Here is a 17,405-nt window from a genome sequence, read left to right on the forward strand (position 1 = left end):
GCTATGCCCTGCGCGGCGGCGCGCCAAGGGGGAGCGAAGGAGGGGGGCCGTCTGCCCCCCTCTTGGCCTGCGGCCAATTCACCCCCCGAGGATATTTGCAGAACAAAGATGCGCGGGACTCAGAAGCCGGGCGGCAGCGCGCCTTTCAGGACCATCGGCAGCCCGGCGGCGGTGAAGACCACGGTATCGGCCAGCGCCGCGACCCGCTGGTTGAGGCGCCCGGCGTCGTCGCGGAAACGGCGGGCCAGCGCGTTGTCGGGGACGATGCCGAGGCCCACTTCGTTGCTGACAAGGATGGTCGGGGCCGCGCGCACGGCGAGGGCCGAAAGCAGCGTGGCGGTCTCGGCGGCGAGGTCATGCTCGGCGAGCAGGTGGTTGGTCAGCCACAATGTCAGACAATCAATCAAAACGGTCTGATCTTTAATGTCAGACAGCGCGGCGGCGAGATCGAGCGGCACTTCCAGGGTCTGCCAGCCCTGCCCGTCGCGCTGCGCGCGGTGCAGGGCGATGCGCTCACGCATCTCATCGTCCCAGGCCTGGGCGGTGGCGATATAGAGCGGCGCGCCTTGTGCTACGCTTAAAGTCAGACGTTCGGCAAGGGCGCTTTTGCCGGAGCGGGCACCGCCGAGGACCAGGGTCACGCTCATGGCCAGTCGATCCTTCGCCAGGTGCCAAAGGCGGTTTCGGCCCGCCAGGCCTCGGGCATGCCCTGCGCTGCCAGCGCTGCTCTGATGACGCCCGCATGGGTGACGACCAGCGCCGGGACCGGCCCTTCGGCGGCCTCGGCCAGCGCCTGTTGCACGCGGGAATAGAGGTCCTGCACGCTTTCGCCGCCATGCGGGCGGCCCTGCAGGAAATCGTCGCGCCAGGCGTCGATCTCGGCCCGGGGGATCTCGGCCCAGGGGCGGGTTTCCCACAGGCCGAAGTCCATTTCCGTCAGCCGGGGATCCACCGTGACCGGCAGGCCTCTCGCCGCACCGACCGCTTGCGCGAGGCGATGACAGCGCGAAAGGGGGGAAGACAGGATCCGCCGAAAATCAGGGAGTTCCGCGGCGATCCTCAGAGAATCTGCGGCGAATTCCGGCGCGAGGTCGAGGTCGGTCCGGCCATAGCAGGTGCCCTCGGCCACCGCCGGACGGGTGTGGCGCAGGAGGATCAATGCCATGCCAGCAGCCCCAGCAGAAAGCCCAGATCGCCCAGAACCTGCGCCGCCCCCAGGATATCGCCGGTGATCCCGCCGAGCCGTCGCCGGGCCCAGGCGCGGATCGCCAGTTGTGCAAGCGCCAGCCCCAGCAACGCGGTCAGCAGCCCCCAGCCCGAAGCCCAGAGCGTCAGCGCGCAGGCGGCAACGACCGCCGCCAGAACCGGCACCAGCGGTTGCGGACCGGTCATGCCGGTGCCCGCTCCCGAAGGTCTGACATACGGCCCCCGGCGCAGCATCACCGCCATCCCGACGCGGCTGAGCCCTTGCCCGGCGATCAGCGCGGCGGGGGCCAAAGGCCCCAGCGCCGCCAGCGTCGCCACCCGTGCGGCGACAGCCACACCCAGCGCCAGCGCCCCGAAACTGCCGATGCGGCTGTCGCGCATGATCTCCAGCGCCCGCTCGGTCGGGCGACCCGAGCCGAGCCCGTCGAAACTGTCGGCCAGCCCGTCCTCGTGCAAGGCGCCGGTCAGCAGAAGCCCGGCCGAGACGGCCGCCAGCGCCCCCAGCACCGGGCCCCAGAGCCCGGCGGCCAGCAACCAGACCCCGGCCGCAACCGCGCCGATGCCCAGCCCGACCGCCCCGAACCAGGCCGGGGCCCGGGTGAAATCGGCGCTGTCGAGCGGCCCCGCCGGCAGGCGGGTCAGGAAGGCCAGGGCTGCGCGCGGGCCCCGCATCTCAGTCGCGGTTCGTGACGCCGGCCGCCTCGAAACTGGCCATGTCGGTCATCATCGCCGCCGCGGCTTTCAGCAGCGGCCAGGCCAGCAGCGCCCCCGTCCCCTCGCCCAGACGCATGTCCAGTTCCAGGAGCGGATCGGCGTCGAGCGCGGCGAGCAGGGCGCGGTGACCGGCCTCGTGCGACTTGTGGCAGAAGACCATGGCGCGGCGGCTTTCGGGTTCCAGCCGGGTGGCCAGCAGCGCGGCGGCGGTGGCGATGAAGCCATCGACCATCACCACGCGGCTGGCGCGCGCCGTCTCCAGCATGGCGCCCGCCATCATGACGATCTCGAACCCGCCGTATTCGGCCATCGCCTGCTCGGGCGTCAGCGCCCCGGTCCGGGCGGCGGCGCGGGTCAGCACGTCCAGCTTGTGGCGCAGTCCCGCGTCATCGAGGCCGGTGCCCCGCCCGACCAGATCGGCCAGCGGCAGCCCGGTCAGCTTGTGGGCCAGCGCCGCGGCGGTGGCGGTGTTGGCGATGCCCATCTCGCCGAAGGCCAGCGCCTCGCCGCTGGCGGCGCGGGCCACCTCGGCGCCGTGCCCCAGCGCGGTCCGAGCCTCGTCCGGGCTCATCGCCGGGGCATCGAGGAAATTGGCCGTGCCCGGCCCGATCCGGCGCGAAACCAGCGCCGGATGGGCGATCGGCTCGCCCGCGACGCCCGCGTCGACGACCTGCAGCGCCACGTCATTCACCCTGGCAAAGACATTGGCCGCAGCCCCGCCGCCGAGGAAATTCAGCATCATCTGCCCCGTCACCACCTGCGGGAAGGCCGAGACGCCAGCATGCGCAATGCCATGATCGGCGGCGAAGATGGTCAGCGTGCAGGCCTGCATCACCGGCGCGGTCGTGCCTTGCAGCAGCGCGATCTGCTCGGCCAGAGTCTCGATCCGGCCCAGCGCGCCCAGCGGCTTGGTCTTGGTATCGATGGTGCGGCGGATCGCGTCGGCGAGGGTTTCGGTCACGGGCTGGTTCCGGTCTGTGAGAGGGATCGTGCCCTTCCTAGCAGCCCCGCCCCGCGTTGCAAGGCCGCGGGCGACGGCTCACCCCTCGCCTGCGACCCTTTCGGGCGCGTCGCGCGTCACCAGCTGGCGGGCAATGACCGCGCTCAGATCCTTGAGCGAGAAGGGTTTCCCCAGGAAGACCGACCCGGGAATGCGGCCCATGGCGGCGCTGAGCGTGTCCTCGGTATAGCCCGAGACGAAGACCACCGGCGTGCCCGGCCGATCCTCCAGCGCCTCGGCCACCCAGCCGGGGCCGTCGATCCCGGGCATGATGACATCGGTGACGAAGAGATCGACCCTGAGCGCCGGGTCGCGGAGGAAATCGAGCGCCTGCTCGCCGTCCTGCGCCTCGAACACCTGATAGCCCTGCAGCCGCAGCGCCCGGGCGGCGAAGGCGCGGACCGGGGCCTCGTCCTCGACCAGCAGGATCGCGGCGCTGTTCACCGTCACCGGCGGCAGGCTGGGCCGCGGGCGGGCGGGGCCACGCCTTGGCGCGGGATCGGCCGGGGGCGGCGGGGCGGCCGGTTCCTCGGCCCTTGCCGGTGCCGGGAGGGGATCGGTCAGCGCCTCGGCCGGTTCGGCGGCGAAATAGAGGGTGAAGGTGGTCCCCGCCCCCTCGATCGACTCGGCGAAGATATAGCCGCCCATCTGCTTGACGATCCCATAGGCGGTGGACAGGCCCAGCCCCGTGCCCTCGCCGATCTTCTTGGTGGTGAAGAAGGGCTCGAAGATCTTGTCGATGATGTCGGCCGGGATGCCGATCCCCTGATCGATCACCCGGATCAGCGCGTAATCCCCGACCGGCAGCCGGGCGCGGCCATGTTCATGCTCGTCGAGCAGATGCAGCGCCTCGGTCTCGATGCGGATCGTGCCGCCCATCGGCATGGCGTCGCGGGCGTTGACCACCAGATTCATGATGACCTGTTCGAGCTGCCGCTTGTCGGCGCGGATCGCTGTCAGCGCCGGATCGTGGCTGAGAGCCAGCGTGATCCGCTCGCCCACCAGCCGGGTCAGCAGATGCGTCAGCTCCTCCAGCAGGCTTTCCAGCGACACGACCTCGGGCTTCAGCGTCTGCTTGCGCGAGAAGGCCAGCAGCTGGCGAACCAGCGCAGCCGCCCGGTTGGCGTTCTGATGGATCTGCAACAGGTCGTTGTAATCGGGATCGAACCGGTCGCGGTTCAGCAGCAGCAGGTCGCAATGGCCTGAAATCGCCGTCAGCAAATTGTTGAAATCATGCGCGATTCCGCCCGCCAGCTGGCCGATCGCCTGCATCTTCTGGCTTTGCACGAAACGCGCTTCCAGCGATTTCAACTCGGTCGCGTCCGAGATCACCGCGACCAGCGCGCCCTCGGCATGCTGGTCGGTGGCGCGGCGCAGGATGATCTGCACGAAGGTTTCCTGCTGCGGCAGGGTCGCCCGCAGCACCTCGGGCCGGCCCAGCGCCCGCCCGGCCCGCGCGTCATCCAGCCAATCCGGCACCGGGCGGCCCAGCCCCTCGACCACTTCCGAGAAAAACGGCGCCTCCTCGGCGCTGAGGCCCAGCAATTGCCGCGCCAGCCGGTTGGAACCGCCGACCCGCCCCTCGGCGTCGATCTGCATCAGCGCCACCGGGATTTCCTCGAAGACCGAGGCCGGGGGCGCCGGGCTGCCATCGCCGCCCTCGGGCAGGGTATGCGGCGGCAACAGCACGATATCGGCCAGCCCGTCGCGCGACGGGACCGAGACCGCCTGTATCCCCCGCCCACCCGGCAGGCTGAGGGCGAAGACCCCGCTGTTGCCCGCGTCCAGCACCTGTTCCAGCGCGTCCAGCACCTCGGCCTCCTCGCCCATGAAGGCGGCGCGGGCGGCGGGGTTGAGGCGCAGCTGCACCCCCTCGCGGGTGACGACGGGCAGGCCCAGCACATCGAGCCCCCGGCCCCCGCCCCGCATCAGGGTCGAGAAATGCCAGACGATCAGGCCGAATGCCCCTTCGACGCTGTGCAGAGAGACGCGCATCCCCCTGTCCTGACGCCAGAATTCCCGGGTGGTGGCCTCGCGCCGCCGGACTTCGACCAGCAGGGAATCGACCACTTGCGCGGCATCGACGCACCAGCCGTGCAGCCGCTCGGCCGGGTCGGCCATGCCGCCCGCCGCAGGGTTCGCGGCGCAGGGCCGCCCCTTCAGATCGGTCACCACCACCGGGTCGGGATCGGTCGCCGCCGAGCGTGCCAGCGCGGCGCCGACGAAGCGGCGGCGCCGCGCGGCATAGGCGCGCACCAGCATCGCCGCGACCGCCAGCAGCGCCAGCGTCGCCGAGGCCGTCGCCGCCACCATCGCCGCCCGGTCAAGATGCGCCACGGCCAGGATCAGCGCCGCGGTGGCGATGACGATGCTGGCGAAGGCCAGCACCCGCCCGCCCGCCGCCAGCCGGATCAGCGGTTCCAGCGTCGAGGCACGCGGATCCTGCCCCGCGTCGGAGGGAACCTGCGGCGTGTCGGAGGGCGAGTCGGTCAATCGCATGCGCCTTTGTCGCCCCCCGGGAGTTAAAGCGATATTAACGCTTTAATCCTACCACCCATGGTTGTCAGGTCAAACGCCGAAACCGGGTTCAGCCACGCCGCAGCAGCGCCAGATAGAACCCGTCCCCGCCATCGAGCGGTGAGAGACGCCGTTCCGAGATCACCTGCCAGCCGGGCTCTGCGGCGAGGAAGGCCGCGACCCGTTCCTCGTTTTCCTCGCGCAGCAGCGAGCAGGTGGCATAGCCCAGCACCCCGCCCGGCGCGGTGAGGGCCGCGCAGGCGCGCAAGATCTGCGCCTGCACCGCGTTCAGCTCCGCAAGGCGCCCGGGCGTGAAGGCCCATTTCGCCTCGGGCGCGCGCCGCCAGCTGCCCGAACCCGAACAGGGCGCATCGGCCAGGATCGCCGGCCAGCGGCCCGAGGCCTCGCCCGCCAGCACCTCGATCGTCGCCCCGGCCCGTCCGGCCCGCGCCGGCAGGTCGCTCATCCGCCGCGGCTCGGCGTCATGGGCGGTGACCGCGAAGCCCTCGGCCGCCAGCGCCAGCGCCTTGCCGCCGCCGCCCGCGCAATAATCCAGCACCGGCCCCGAGGCCACGGCGGCGAAATCCAGCGCCACCGCCTGGCTCGCCGCATCCTGCAATTCGACCCGCCCCTCGCTCAGCGCCGCGCTGTTGCGCAGCTTGCGGGTGCCCGCCGTGACCTCCAGCGCCGTCTCGGCCAGGGGATGGGCGCGCGCTTCGATCCCAGCTGCGGCCAGTTCGGCGATCACCGCCTCGCGGCTCGCCTTCGCCCGGTTGACCCGCAGAAAGACCGGCGCGCGGTCGCGCATCAGGGACAGCACCGGATCGGCGGCCCCGCCCAGCGCCGCGTCGAAGGCGGGCAGCAACCATTCGGGGCAATCCAGCGCCTCGCCCCGGGTCAGCGGCGGCAGCGGCGCGTCCATCAGCGCCGCTTCCGCCGCGCTCAGGGCCACGGGCGCATGACCCTCGCCGGTCCAGCCCTCAAGCCGCCGCCCCTCGGCCCGCGCCTGCCCCAGCATCAGCGCCCGCCCCGAGCCGCCGCCCCCGAGGGCCGAGGCCGAGCGGAACCTCCGCACCGCGCCGAAGACCAGATCCCGCACCGCCTCGCGATCGCCCGAACCCGCAAAGCGGCTGGCCCGGCCCCAGACGGTCAGGGCCGCCTCGACCGCCCGGCCCTCGCGCCAGCTCTCCAGGATCTCGATGGCGGCGGCCTCGCGCGCGGCAGGTTTCATGGATCTTCCCCGTCTTGACCGGCCCCTGATGCGGCAGCCCCGCCCCCTTGGCAAGCCCGCCGCCTTCTTTGTTCGGCAAATATCCCGGGGGCGGCCAAAGGCCGGCGGGGGCAGCGCCCCCGAGGCGGGGCGGGGGGCTCGATGCCCCCCGGCCCGCCCTCCCCGCCATCGGCGCCGCGCTGCCACTCGCCCCAGCATTCCCTCTCTCTCGGGACCTGCGGCAACAGCCGACCTCATCGCCCGCCGCCAGCCGCACGGTCCGGCGCGCGCCTTCTCGGCCTCGGGGGCACTCCTTATGCCGTCAATCACTCCCTCTTTGAAGGGACGGCCACCCATGACCGCAGCCTCTCTGCCTGCCGCCCACCGCGCCGCCGGAATCCGCCGAAGGGCGCCAACTCTCGCCGCTGACAGGCACACTCCAAGGGCCTGCCGCCAACGGACGGGGCCTTATCCTCTGCCATCCACCGCACGGCCCGAGGCATCTGCCACCCTCCCCTGGCGGCCCTTTCTTCTCGCCTGCCATCGGCCCCGGCACCGTCGCCAGAGTCCCGCCGCGGCCGAGCGCGGCGCCGCACGTAAGGCTAAACTTGTGCCGCCCGGCGCCCCCGGCCCGGGTCAAGCCGCAGGCAAAGGCCCGCGCCCGGCAGCAAGCAATCCCCCGTGCCACAGGCCACCCCGGCCTGTTTCGTCGCCTCGACCCCGGCCGCCCTGCCCGCTTGTCGATACCTTCCGCCGGGCCTAGGCTGCGTTCAGCCGCCAGCGGAGGCCCTCCGATGATCCTCGCCCTGCAACTCCTCACCCTTGTCGCGCTCTTCGCCCTTGCCGCGCTCCTCCTCCGTCGCTCGGCCCCGCGCTTCACCCCGGCCGAACGCCCCGCCCAGCGCAGCATCGCTGTCGCCACGGCGGGCGCGATCCTCGGCGCGCCCTTCTGGTGGTTCGGCGTGCCCACCAGTTTCGCCTGGCTGCTGCCCCCCCTCGCCTTCCGCTTCCTCGGCGCCGCGGCGCTGGCCTTCGCCGCCACCGGCCTCGCGATACTCTGGCGCCCTTCGCCCGCCCGGATCCGCCTCTATCTCGGCATGGTGGCGCTCTATCTCGCCCCCGTCGTCGCCGCCGTCCTTCTCCTTCACCGTGACAGGCTCGACTGGCAGACGCCCATCGCCTGGGCCTTCCTCGCGGTGGCGGGCGGGCTCGCGATCTCGTCGATTCTTGCCCTGCTGCGCGCGCCCGACCTGCGCCGCGGCACGCCGCCCGGCCCGACCGAACGGCGGATCTGGAGCGCCTTCGGCCTCCTCTTCGCCCTCTGGGCGCTCGCGCTCTACGCCTGGCCCGAGGCCCCGTTTCCACCCCTCTTCCTCTGGGCCACGGACCCGCTCAGCGCACGGCTCATCGCCGTGATGCCCGCGACCCTCGCGCTGATGGCCTGGATGGCCCGCAAGCGACAGGAACTCGGCCTCCCCGCCGCGATCGGCTACGCGACCTATGGCTTCTGGATCGTCATCGCCTGTCTGTTGCACAGCCTCGCCGGGCGCCCGCTGCCCTGGCTCTACCTCGGCGCGCCGGGACTTGCCTCGGCCTGGGGCTTCGCCCGCGCGCTTCGGCGCTGAGGCCGGCTTGCGGGCACTCGGGGCTTGGGGCAGTCTGGCGCCACCCAACGCGAGCCCGCCATGCCCCTCCTCCTGAACCCCGCCTTCGCCGCCACCTTCGCCCCTCCGGTGATGGAGGCCCGCCGCTGGCTGACCGAAACCCGGCTGCCCGAGGGCTTCCCCCTTCTGAACCTCTCGCAGGCGGCCCCGGTCGATCCGCCCCCCGCACCGATGCGCGCCGCCATGGCGCGGGCCATCGAACAGGATCCGGCGATCCACCTCTATTCCCCGGTACTGGGCAACGGCGCGCTGCGCGAACGCCTCGCCGCCCGCACCGCGGCGCTCTATGGCGGCAGCGTCACGGCCGGGCAAATGGCGCTCACCTCAGGCTGCAATCAGGCCTTCTGCGCCGTGATGGCGACGCTCGCCGCCCCGGGGGACGAGGTGATCCTGCCCGCGCCCTGGTATTTCAACCATGTCATGTGGCTCAGCATGACCGGCGTGAAGGCCGTGCCCCTGCCCACCGGCCCCGGCCTGCAACCCGACCCCGAGGCCGCCGCCGCCCTCCTCACACCCCGGACCCGGGCGATCACCCTCGTCACCCCCAACAACCCGGGCGGCGTCGAATACAGCGCCGAGACGCTCGAGGCCTTTGCCCGGCTCTGCGAGGAGAAGGGCATCGCCCTCATCGTCGACGAGACCTACCGCGATTTCCATACCCAGGACGGCCCGCCCCATCGGCTGTTCCAGAACCCCGACTGGGACCGGAACTTCATCCATCTCTACAGCTTCTCCAAAGCCTACCGGCTGACCGGCCACCGCGTCGGCGCCATCGCCGCCTCGCCCGAAAGACTGGCCGAGATCGAGAAATTCCTCGACACGGTGACGATCTGCGTCTCAGGTCCCGGGCAGATGGCGGCACTCTGGGGGCTTGAAAACCTGGAGGATTGGCTCGACGGCGAACGGCAGGAGATCCTGCGCCGCCGCCGGGCGATGACCGAGGGCTTCGCCGGAGTGCCGGGCTGGGAACTCCTCGGCTGCGGCGCCTATTTCGCCTATGCACGCCACCCGTTCGAAACGCCCTCGCCCGAACTCGCCAAACGCCTGCTGGCCGAGATCGGCGTGCTGATGCTGCCCGGCACCATGTTCCGCCCCGAAGGCGCGCCCGAAGGCGCCCGCGAGATGCGCATCGCCTTCGCCAATGCGGATGTAAGCGAGATCGGCGACCTGATGAACCGGCTGCAGCGCGTGACCTGAGGGGTTTCGCCCTCGTTGCCCGCTGCCGCGGGCGCCTCGGGCGACCAGCGGCGCGGCTTCGCCGCGCCGAAGGAAGGGGGGCCGTCTGCCCCCCTCTGCCCTGCGGGCATTCACCCCCCGAGGATATTTGAGGAACAAAGAAGGCGGCTTAACGCGCTCTTAACCTTCATCTTTGTTCTAGAAGTATCCTCGGGGGTTTCCAAAGGGGGCCCGAGGGTCCCCTTTGGCGGGGGGCGCGGGGGGCTGGCCCCCCGCCTCCTCCCTGCCCGCGTGCGGCGCCACAGGGCCGCCTCCCGCCCCTCGCTGCGGACTTGCCCCCTGACCCGCTTGGCCATACACAGGGCCAGCCCGAAATGCGGACAGGACGGACGGAGCCCCTATGGCCAAGAAGAACGGCGCGCAAGCGATCATGATGTGGATCCTGATGGCGATGCTGATCGCCGGTCTGGGCGGCTTCGGCATCGACAGTTTCCTCGGCGGCCGCGTCACCTCGATCGGCGCCGTCGGCGACCGGCAGATCCCGGCCGATGCCTATGCCCGGGCCCTTCAGGCCGAGATGCGCGGCCTCGAAAGCCAGATCGGCCAGCCGGTCACCCTGGCCATGGCCCAGGGCGCGCAGATCGACCAGCAGGTCCGCGCCCAGCTGATCACCGAAGCCGCGCTCGACAACGAGGCCGACCGCATCGGCATCTCGGTCGGCGACCAGAACGTCCAGCGCAGCATCGTGCAGATGGGCGCTTTTCAGGGTCCGACCGGCGCCTTCGACATGGAAACCTACCGCTTCCGCCTGCAAAACAACGGCATGACCCCCGCCGAGTTCGAGGAGCAGGTCCGCCGCGACGCCGCCCGCAGCCTGTTGCAGGCCGCCACCGCCGCCGGGATCGAGACCCCCGACAACCTGCGCGCGCCGCTGATGGACTACTACGCCACCCGCCACCGCTTCGACATCTTCACCCTGACCGAGGCGCAGCTGCCGAGCCCGCTGACCGAGCCCGACGGTGCCGCGATCCAGGCCTATTACGACGCCAATCTGGCCGAATTCACCACGCCCGAGACGCGCCATATCACCTTCGCCTGGCTCACCCCGGACATGGTGCTCGACAGCGTCGAGGTCGACGAGGCCACGATCCGCAGCCTCTATGACGAGCGTATCGCCGATTACGTCCAGCCCGAGCGGCGGCTGGTCGAGCGGCTGGTCTTCGGCTCCGAAGCCGAGGCGCAGGCGGCCATGGACCGCCTGACCGCCGGTGAGGCCAGTTTCGAGGATCTGGTGACCGCGCGCGGCCTCTCGCTCGATGACGCCGACATGGGCGACGTCAGCGAGGCGCAGCTCGGCGCCGCCGGTGCCGCGGTCTTCGCGCTGGAGGACCCCGGTCAGGTCGTGGGGCCGCTGCCCTCGAACCTTGGCCCCGCGCTGTTTCGCATGAACGCCATCCTCAACGCCCAGGAAACCACCTTCGAGGAAGCCCGCGACGAATTGCGCGCCGAACTGGCGGGCGATGCCGCGCGCCGGGCGATCCAGGACCAGCAGGAAAGTCTGGACGACCTGCTGGCCGGGGGCGCCACGCTCGAGGATCTGGCCGCCGAATCGGCCATGCAGCTGGGCGAGATCGACTGGAACGCCGATGTCACCGAAGGCATTGCCGCCTATACCGAATTCGCCGCCGCGGCCGCCTCCGCCCAGGCCGACGATTTCCCCGAACTCGCCCCCCTTTCGGATGGCGGCCTCTTCGCGCTGCGCCTCGACCGGGTGACGCCGCCCGCGCCGCAACCGCTCGACGCCGTCCGGCTGGAGGCCGCCGCGGGTGCCCGCGAGGAGGCGCTGAACGCGGCGCTGGCAACGCTGGGCCAGGAATGGAGCGGCGAGCTTGCCTCGGGCGGGGTCGAGGCCTTCTCGGAAGCCCGCGGCATCGCCGCCGAGACGCTGGCCGATGTCACGCGCCTGGACCCGCAGCCGCAGATCCCGCCCTCGATGATGGACGAGCTGATGGCGGGCGATGAGGGCACGACGGTCCTGCACGTCGCCGAAGGCCGCGCGCTGCTGGCCCTGATCGGCCCGACCGAAGCCGCCGACACCGAGGATGCGCAGACCCAGCAGCTGACCCAGGCCATCAACCAGCAGATGGGGCAATCGCTGGCGCAGGATGTGTTCACCTATTTCGCGCGTGCGCTGCAGGCCGAAGCCGGGATCACCCTGAACCAGGCGGCCATCGACGCCGTCCACACCAACTTCCGCTGATCCGAAAGGCGTGCCGTCCGTGTCGCATTCCACCCTCCTCATCCCCGAATTCGCCGAGTTCGAAGCCGGGTGGAACCGGGGCGAGAACCAGCTGGTCCATGCCCGCCTTGCCGCGGATCTGGACACGCCCGTCTCGCTGATGCTGAAGATCGCCGGGAACCGGAAAGACAGCTTCATGCTGGAATCGGTGACCGGCGGCGAGATCCGCGGCCGCTATTCCATCGTCGGCACCAAGCCGGACCTGATCTGGCAGTGCCGCGACGGCAAAAGCCGGGTGAACCGCGAGGCGCGCTTTGACGACCACGCCTTCCGCGACTTGCCGGGCCATCCGCTGGAGGAGTTGCGCAGGCTGCTGGCCGAAAGCCGCATCACCATGCCCGCCGACCTGCCCGCCATCTCGGCCGGGCTCTTCGGCTATCTCGGCTATGACATGATCCGGCTGGTCGAAAGCCTGCCGATGACCAACCCCGATCCCCTGAACCTGCCCGATGCGGTGCTGATGCGTCCCTCGGTCGTCGCCGTGCTGGACGGGGTCAAGGGCGAGGTGACCGTGGTCTCGCCCGCCTGGACCGGTTCGGGGCTCAGCGCCCGCGCCGCCTATGCCCAGGCCGCCGAGCGGGTGATGGACGCGCTGCGCGACCTCGAACGCGAGGCGGCGGGCACCGGCCGCGCGCTGGGCGATGCGCTGAGCGTGGGCGAGGCGCGCTCCAACTTCACCAAAGAGGGCTACAAGGCCGCAGTGGAGAAAGCCAAGGATTACATCCGCGCCGGCGACATCTTCCAGGTCGTGCCCTCGCAACGCTGGGCGCAGGATTTCCCGCTGCCGCCCTTCGCCCTCTACCGCTCGCTCCGGCGCACCAACCCCTCGCCCTTCATGGTCTATTTCGACCTCGGCGCCTTCCACATCGTCGGCGCCTCGCCCGAGATCCTGGTGCGGCTCAGGGACGGCGAGGTGACGATCCGCCCCATCGCCGGCACCCGCAAGCGCGGCGCCACGCCCGAAGAGGACAAGGCGCTGGAGCTGGATCTGCTGGCCGACCAGAAGGAACTGGCCGAACATCTGATGCTCTTGGACCTCGGCCGCAACGACGTGGGCCGGGTGGCGAAGATCGGCACCGTGCATCCGACCGAGAAATTCATCATCGAGCGCTACAGCCACGTGATGCACATCGTCTCGAACGTGGTGGGCGAGATCCGCGAGGATCAGGACGCGCTGTCGGCGCTGCTGGCGGGCCTGCCCGCGGGCACCGTCTCGGGCGCGCCGAAGATCCGGGCGATGCAGATCATCGACGAGCTGGAGCCCGAGAAACGCGGCATCTACGGCGGCGGCATCGGCTATTTCGGCGCCAATGGCGAGATGGATTTCTGCATCGCGCTTCGGACCGCCGTGGTGAAGGACGGGGTGATGTACACCCAGGCGGGCGGCGGCGTGGTCTATGACAGCGATCCCGAGGCTGAATGGCAGGAATCTGTCAACAAGGCCAAGGCATTGCGGGCAGCGGCCGAGGGCGCGGGCCTTTTCGTGCGCGGCAATTCCTGAGCGGTTTCGCCCTCGTGCCTCGGGCGACCAAGGCGGGGGGCGCGGGTCCGGCCGCGCCACGGGCGCGGCGTTCGCGGCTGAAACGCGCCACTGGCGCGTTTCCGAGACGCCGCTCACCCCCGCACCCCCCGCTCAAGGGGGTTTTCCACCCCCTTGAGAAACCCCCGAGGATATTTCTAGAACAAAGATGAAGAGGCGCGGGTCTGGCCTCCGGTGCCTTGCCATGCGACACTGGCCCGCTGCTGCGGAGGACGCCCATGAAACTCGCCACCTTCAACATCAACGGCGTCAAGGCGCGGGCCGAGACGCTGGGCCGCTGGCTGGAGCAGGCCCGGCCCGATGTGGCGGTCCTGCAGGAGATCAAGTCGGTCGACGAGGCCTTTCCGCGCGCCCTGATCGAGGACCGCGGCTATCATCTGGAGACGCATGGCCAGAAGGGCTTCAATGGCGTGGCGATCCTGTCGACGCTGCCGCTTCACAACGTGACCCGTGGCCTGCCGGGCGATGAGACGGACGAACAGGCCCGCTGGATCGAGGCCGATATCGGCGAGACCGGGCTGCGGGTCTGCGGCCTCTACCTGCCGAACGGCAACCCGGCGCCGGGCCCCAAATACGACTACAAGCTGGCCTGGATGGAGCGCCTGAAAGCCCGCGCCACGGCGCTTCTGGCCGAGGAGCGCCCCCTCGCCTTCGCTGGCGATTACAACGTCATTCCGCAGCCGATGGACGCCGCCCGCCCCGAGGCCTGGCGCCAGGATGCGCTGTTCCTGCCCGACAGCCGCGCGGCTTTCCGGCGCCTCGAAGCGCTGGGCCTCTACGACGCACTCAGGCTGCGGCGCCCCGAACCCGGGCTCTATTCCTTCTGGGATTACCAGGCCAATGCCCGCGGCCGCAACGACGGGATCCGCATCGACCATTGGCTGCTCTCGCCGCAGGCGGCCGACCTCTTGCTGGATTGCTGGATCGAGACCGAGCCCCGCGACTGGGACAAACCCTCGGACCATACGCCGGTCTGGGTCGATCTCGCCGCCTGAGCCCTTCTTTGCGCTGAAAATATCCTCGGGGGTTTCTCAAGGGGGTGGAAAACCCCCTTGAGCGGGGGGCACGGGGGTGAGCGGCGTCTCGGAAACGCGCCAGTGGCGCGTTTCAGCCGCGAACGCCGCGCCCGTGGCGCGGCCGGACCCGCGCCCCCCGCCTTGGTCGCCCGAGGGCTCGGCGCCGGAGGCGTCGCGGCCGAGGGCGAAACCCCTCCCTGCCCTCAGCGCCCCTGATTGCGCCGCGCCATGAAGGCCAGCCGCTCGAAGAGATGCACGTCCTGCTCGTTCTTCAGCAGCGCCCCGTGCAGCTTCGGCAGCGCGTTCACGCCCTCGCGCTTCAGATCCTCCGGCCCCAGATCCTCAGCCAGGAGCAGCTTCAGCCAGTCCAGCATCTCCGAGGTCGAGGGCTTCTTCTTCAGCCCCGGCGTCTCGCGCAGCTCGAAGAACTGGGTCAGCGCCGTCGACAGAAGCTGCTCCTTGATCCCCGGATGGTGCACGCGCACGATCTGCGCCAGAACCTCGGGCTCGGGGAAGCGGATGAAATGGAAGAAGCACCGCCGCAGGAAGGCGTCGGGCAGTTCCTTTTCGTTGTTCGAGGTGATGATGACGATCGGGCGCACCGCCGCCTTGATCGTCTCGCCGGTCTCGTAGACGAAGAACTCCATCCGGTCGAGTTCCTGCAGCAGGTCGTTCGGGAATTCGATATCCGCCTTGTCGATCTCGTCGATCAGCAGGACCACCTTCTGCCCGGCCTCGAAAGCCTGCCAGAGCTTGCCCTTGCGGATGTAGTTCCTGACGTCATGCACCCGCTCGTCGCCCAGCTGGCTGTCGCGCAACCGGCTGACCGCGTCGTATTCGTAAAGCCCCTGATGGGCCCGGGTCGTCGACTTGATGTTCCACTCGATGATCGGCAGCCCCAGCGAGTCCGCCACCTGCCGCGCGAGCTCCGTCTTGCCGGTCCCCGGCTCGCCCTTGACCAAAAGGGGTCGTTCCAGCACCACGGCGGCGTTCACCGCCATGGTCAGGTCGTCGGTGGCGATATAGGTCTCGGTCGAGGCAAAGCGCATCTGGGTCCTTCCCGGAAATCGCGCCCCGCCGAGGGGGCGGCACGGGCGCGACACTAGCCGCGCCGCGTCCCTGCCGCAAGGCAGCACGCCCCGCCCCCGTTGCGTCACCCGACACTACCCTTGGGGGCGGCGGGGCTGCGGCACACAGGACACGCGCCCGCAAATGTTACCGATTGCCTCGTGACATCGCCCTTGCTTGGGTTTAAGGCGTCCCCAGAGGGGGCTCGGAATGACCGCAAAGAACGAAACCATCGTCGAGTCGGTTGCCTTCGGTTCCGGGCAAACAGGGGATACGCTGATGAAGCCGGAAAACTTTCTGCCTGACGACTACAAGCCCGCCGAGGATGAGCCGTTCATGAACGAACGGCAGCTCGAGTACTTCCGCCGCAAGCTGCTTGCCTGGAAGGAAGAGATCCTCGAGGACAGCAAGGAAACGCTGGCCGACCTCGCCAATTCGACGCGCAACCTGCCCGACATGGCCGACCGCGCCTCCGAGGAAACCGACCGCGCGCTGGAACTCCGCACCCGCGACCGCCAGCGCAAGCTGGTCGCCAAGATCGACTCGGCCCTGCGCCGCATCGACAATGGCGAGTTCGGCTATTGCGAGATGACCGGCGAGCCGATCTCGCTCAAGCGCCTCGACGCCCGCCCGATCGCCACCATGACGCTCGAGGCTCAGGAACGTCACGAGCGCAGTGAGCGCGTTCACCGCGACGACTGACCCTCCCGCCCCGGCAAAGGCGGACCCCATGACCGCAACGGATCCCGCCGCGCCCCTGGCCGGCCAAAGCGCGCTGGTGCTGGGCGCAGGCGTGGCAGGCCTCGCCGCGGCCACCGCGCTCTGCCGCCATGGCGCGCAAGTCGCGCTGCTGGAACAGGCGGGCCAGATCACCGAAGTCGGCGCCGGGCTGCAGATCAGCCCCAACGGCGCCCGGGTATTGCGGGCGCTGGGGATCGACCCCGAAACCGCCGGCGACCGCTCGGACGCCGTGGAGCTGCGCGACAGCGCCGGGCGGCTGGTGACCCGCCTCGCCCTGCCGCAGGAGGGGCCGGGCTTCTACCTCTGCCACCGCGCCGACCTGATCGAGGTGCTGGCCGCCGCCGCCCGCGCCGCGGGCACCCAGGTGCAACTGCTGCAGCAGGTCCAGGACATCACGCTCACCCGCCAGGGCGCCCGCATCACCACCGCCGTGGGCGCCGTGCACGAGGCGCCGCTGGTGCTGGGCGCGGACGGGCTGCGCTCGCCCCTCAGAACCAGACTCAACGGCAAGAGCGAGCCCTTCTTCACCGGCCAGGTCGCCTGGCGGGCGCTGATCCCCGGCGACGGCGGCCCGCGCGTGGCGCAGGTCTTCATGGGACCGGGCCGGCATCTGGTCAGCTATCCGCTGCGGGGCGGCGCGCTCAGGAACATCGTCGCCGTGCAGGAACGCCGCAGCTGGGCGGCCGAGGGCTGGAACCACCCCGATGACCCGGCGGCACTGAAAGCCGCCTTCGCGGGCTTCGGCGGCCCGGTGCCGGGCTGGCTTGACGCGGTCGGGGAGGTCTTCCTCTGGGGCCTCTTCCGCCACCCGCTGGCCGAACACTGGCACGATGGCGCGGGCCGCGCCGCGCTGCTGGGCGATGCGGCGCATCCGACGCTGCCCTTCATGGCCCAGGGCGCCAATCTGGCGCTCGAGGATGCCTGGTGCCTCGCCAGAAGCCTCGCCCGCCGCCCGCAGAACCCCGCTGGCGCCCTCGACTCCTATGCCCGCGCCCGCGCCCCCCGCACCGCGAAAGTGGTCGCCGCCGCCAATGCCAATGCCCGCAACTATCACCTGCGCGGCCCCATGGCCCAGGCCGCCCATGGCATCCTGCGCGCCGCCAACCGGCTGGCCCCCAGCCTCGCCCTGCGCCGCTACGACTGGATCTACGAGCACGACGTCACCGCCTGAGGGCAGAGGGGTTTCGCCCTCGTTGCCCGCTGTCGCGGGCGCCTCAGGCGACCAACGGCGCGGCGGCACGCCGCGCCGAAGGG

Annotated in this window: 14 protein-coding genes; 7 read left to right on the plus strand and 7 right to left on the minus strand. The window is 70.7% G+C overall.

Going from position 1 to position 17,405, the window contains the following annotated elements; all coding sequences use genetic code 11:
* Nucleotides 1–119 precede the first annotated feature (119 nt).
* From cobU to DDE23_RS20715, 6 genes are all read right to left on the minus strand, one after another.
* The gene (cobU, locus tag DDE23_RS20690) at nucleotides 120–647 is read right to left on the minus strand and encodes a bifunctional adenosylcobinamide kinase/adenosylcobinamide-phosphate guanylyltransferase (RefSeq protein ID WP_107751682.1); all 528 of its coding nucleotides are present in this window, start codon (nucleotides 645–647) and stop codon (nucleotides 120–122) included.
* Nucleotides 644–1,165 carry an alpha-ribazole phosphatase gene (cobC, locus tag DDE23_RS20695; protein ID WP_107751683.1) on the minus strand — a complete coding sequence of 174 codons (522 nt, stop codon included), beginning with the start codon at nucleotides 1,163–1,165 and terminating at the stop codon, nucleotides 644–646. The genes cobU and cobC overlap by 4 nt, the downstream gene beginning before the upstream one ends.
* Complete coding sequence (cobS, locus tag DDE23_RS20700; protein WP_107751684.1) at nucleotides 1,156–1,878, minus strand: adenosylcobinamide-GDP ribazoletransferase; 723 nt, start codon at nucleotides 1,876–1,878, stop codon at nucleotides 1,156–1,158. Before cobS ends, cobC begins: the two co-directional genes overlap by 10 nt.
* 1 nt (nucleotide 1,879) lies before the next feature.
* The gene (gene cobT, locus DDE23_RS20705; protein WP_202863302.1) at nucleotides 1,880–2,881 is read right to left on the minus strand and encodes a nicotinate-nucleotide--dimethylbenzimidazole phosphoribosyltransferase; all 1,002 of its coding nucleotides are present in this window, start codon (nucleotides 2,879–2,881) and stop codon (nucleotides 1,880–1,882) included.
* A gap of 78 nt (nucleotides 2,882–2,959) precedes the next feature.
* Nucleotides 2,960–5,419 (minus strand): ATP-binding protein, encoded by a 2,460-nt coding sequence (locus DDE23_RS20710; protein ID WP_238150073.1) that lies wholly within the window; start codon nucleotides 5,417–5,419, stop codon nucleotides 2,960–2,962.
* A gap of 88 nt (nucleotides 5,420–5,507) precedes the next feature.
* A complete protein-coding gene (locus tag DDE23_RS20715; RefSeq protein ID WP_107751686.1) occupies nucleotides 5,508–6,668 on the minus strand; it encodes an RsmB/NOP family class I SAM-dependent RNA methyltransferase in 1,161 nt (386 codons plus the stop codon).
* A gap of 773 nt (nucleotides 6,669–7,441) precedes the next feature.
* Between DDE23_RS20715 and DDE23_RS20720 the strand changes: the two genes are divergently transcribed.
* The 5 genes from DDE23_RS20720 to xth all read left to right on the plus strand — a co-directional run bounded on the left by DDE23_RS20720 (nucleotide 7,442) and on the right by xth (nucleotide 14,321).
* Entirely contained in the window at nucleotides 7,442–8,272 is an 831-nt protein-coding gene (locus tag DDE23_RS20720; protein ID WP_107751687.1) for a hypothetical protein, read from the plus strand.
* Nucleotides 8,273–8,332: 60 nt separating this feature from the next.
* Entirely contained in the window at nucleotides 8,333–9,508 is a 1,176-nt protein-coding gene (locus DDE23_RS20725; RefSeq protein ID WP_107751688.1) for an aminotransferase, read from the plus strand.
* Between the two features lie 379 nt (nucleotides 9,509–9,887).
* On the plus strand, nucleotides 9,888–11,747 hold the full coding sequence (locus tag DDE23_RS20730; RefSeq protein WP_107751689.1) for a peptidylprolyl isomerase: 1,860 nt from the start codon (nucleotides 9,888–9,890) through the stop codon (nucleotides 11,745–11,747).
* 19 nt (nucleotides 11,748–11,766) lie between these two features.
* Nucleotides 11,767–13,287 carry an anthranilate synthase component I gene (gene trpE / locus DDE23_RS20735; RefSeq protein WP_238150074.1) on the plus strand — a complete coding sequence of 507 codons (1,521 nt, stop codon included), beginning with the start codon at nucleotides 11,767–11,769 and terminating at the stop codon, nucleotides 13,285–13,287.
* 257 nt (nucleotides 13,288–13,544) lie between these two features.
* Nucleotides 13,545–14,321, plus strand: coding sequence for an exodeoxyribonuclease III (gene xth, locus DDE23_RS20740; protein WP_107751690.1), 777 nt, complete (start codon nucleotides 13,545–13,547; stop codon nucleotides 14,319–14,321).
* Between the two features lie 224 nt (nucleotides 14,322–14,545).
* Here the strand turns inward: xth and DDE23_RS20745 are convergent, their stop codons facing one another.
* Nucleotides 14,546–15,391 carry an AAA family ATPase gene (locus DDE23_RS20745; protein WP_107751691.1) on the minus strand — a complete coding sequence of 282 codons (846 nt, stop codon included), beginning with the start codon at nucleotides 15,389–15,391 and terminating at the stop codon, nucleotides 14,546–14,548.
* Nucleotides 15,392–15,689: 298 nt separating this feature from the next.
* Between DDE23_RS20745 and dksA the strand changes: the two genes are divergently transcribed.
* Nucleotides 15,690–16,112, plus strand: coding sequence for an RNA polymerase-binding protein DksA (gene dksA, locus DDE23_RS20750; RefSeq protein WP_107751976.1), 423 nt, complete (start codon nucleotides 15,690–15,692; stop codon nucleotides 16,110–16,112).
* A 28-nt stretch (nucleotides 16,113–16,140) separates the two neighbouring features.
* Entirely contained in the window at nucleotides 16,141–17,322 is a 1,182-nt protein-coding gene (locus DDE23_RS20755) for an FAD-dependent monooxygenase (RefSeq protein ID WP_107751692.1), read from the plus strand.
* The last annotated feature ends 83 nt before the right edge of the window (nucleotides 17,323–17,405 follow it).

It is taken from the genome of Pararhodobacter aggregans (genome assembly GCF_003075525.1).
GTDB lineage: Bacteria > Pseudomonadota > Alphaproteobacteria > Rhodobacterales > Rhodobacteraceae > Pararhodobacter > Pararhodobacter aggregans.

Bases quoted from the DNA above. Each gene is read 5' to 3' on its own strand.
- cobU (WP_107751682.1), bottom strand. From the start codon at position 647: ATGAGCGTGACCCTGGTCCTCGGCGGTGCCCGCTCCGGCAAAAGCGCC.
- DDE23_RS20745 (WP_107751691.1), bottom strand. From the start codon at position 15,391: ATGCGCTTTGCCTCGACCGAGACCTATATCGCCACCGACGACCTGACC.
- DDE23_RS20720 (WP_107751687.1), top strand. From the start codon at position 7,442: ATGATCCTCGCCCTGCAACTCCTCACCCTTGTCGCGCTCTTCGCCCTT.
- DDE23_RS20715 (WP_107751686.1), bottom strand. From the start codon at position 6,668: ATGAAACCTGCCGCGCGCGAGGCCGCCGCCATCGAGATCCTGGAGAGC.
- DDE23_RS20725 (WP_107751688.1), top strand. From the start codon at position 8,333: ATGCCCCTCCTCCTGAACCCCGCCTTCGCCGCCACCTTCGCCCCTCCG.
- dksA (WP_107751976.1), top strand. From the start codon at position 15,690: ATGAAGCCGGAAAACTTTCTGCCTGACGACTACAAGCCCGCCGAGGAT.
- xth (WP_107751690.1), top strand. From the start codon at position 13,545: ATGAAACTCGCCACCTTCAACATCAACGGCGTCAAGGCGCGGGCCGAG.
- DDE23_RS20755 (WP_107751692.1), top strand. From the start codon at position 16,141: ATGACCGCAACGGATCCCGCCGCGCCCCTGGCCGGCCAAAGCGCGCTG.
- cobC (WP_107751683.1), bottom strand. From the start codon at position 1,165: ATGGCATTGATCCTCCTGCGCCACACCCGTCCGGCGGTGGCCGAGGGC.
- cobS (WP_107751684.1), bottom strand. From the start codon at position 1,878: ATGCGGGGCCCGCGCGCAGCCCTGGCCTTCCTGACCCGCCTGCCGGCG.
- DDE23_RS20730 (WP_107751689.1), top strand. From the start codon at position 9,888: ATGGCCAAGAAGAACGGCGCGCAAGCGATCATGATGTGGATCCTGATG.
- DDE23_RS20710 (WP_238150073.1), bottom strand. From the start codon at position 5,419: ATGCGATTGACCGACTCGCCCTCCGACACGCCGCAGGTTCCCTCCGAC.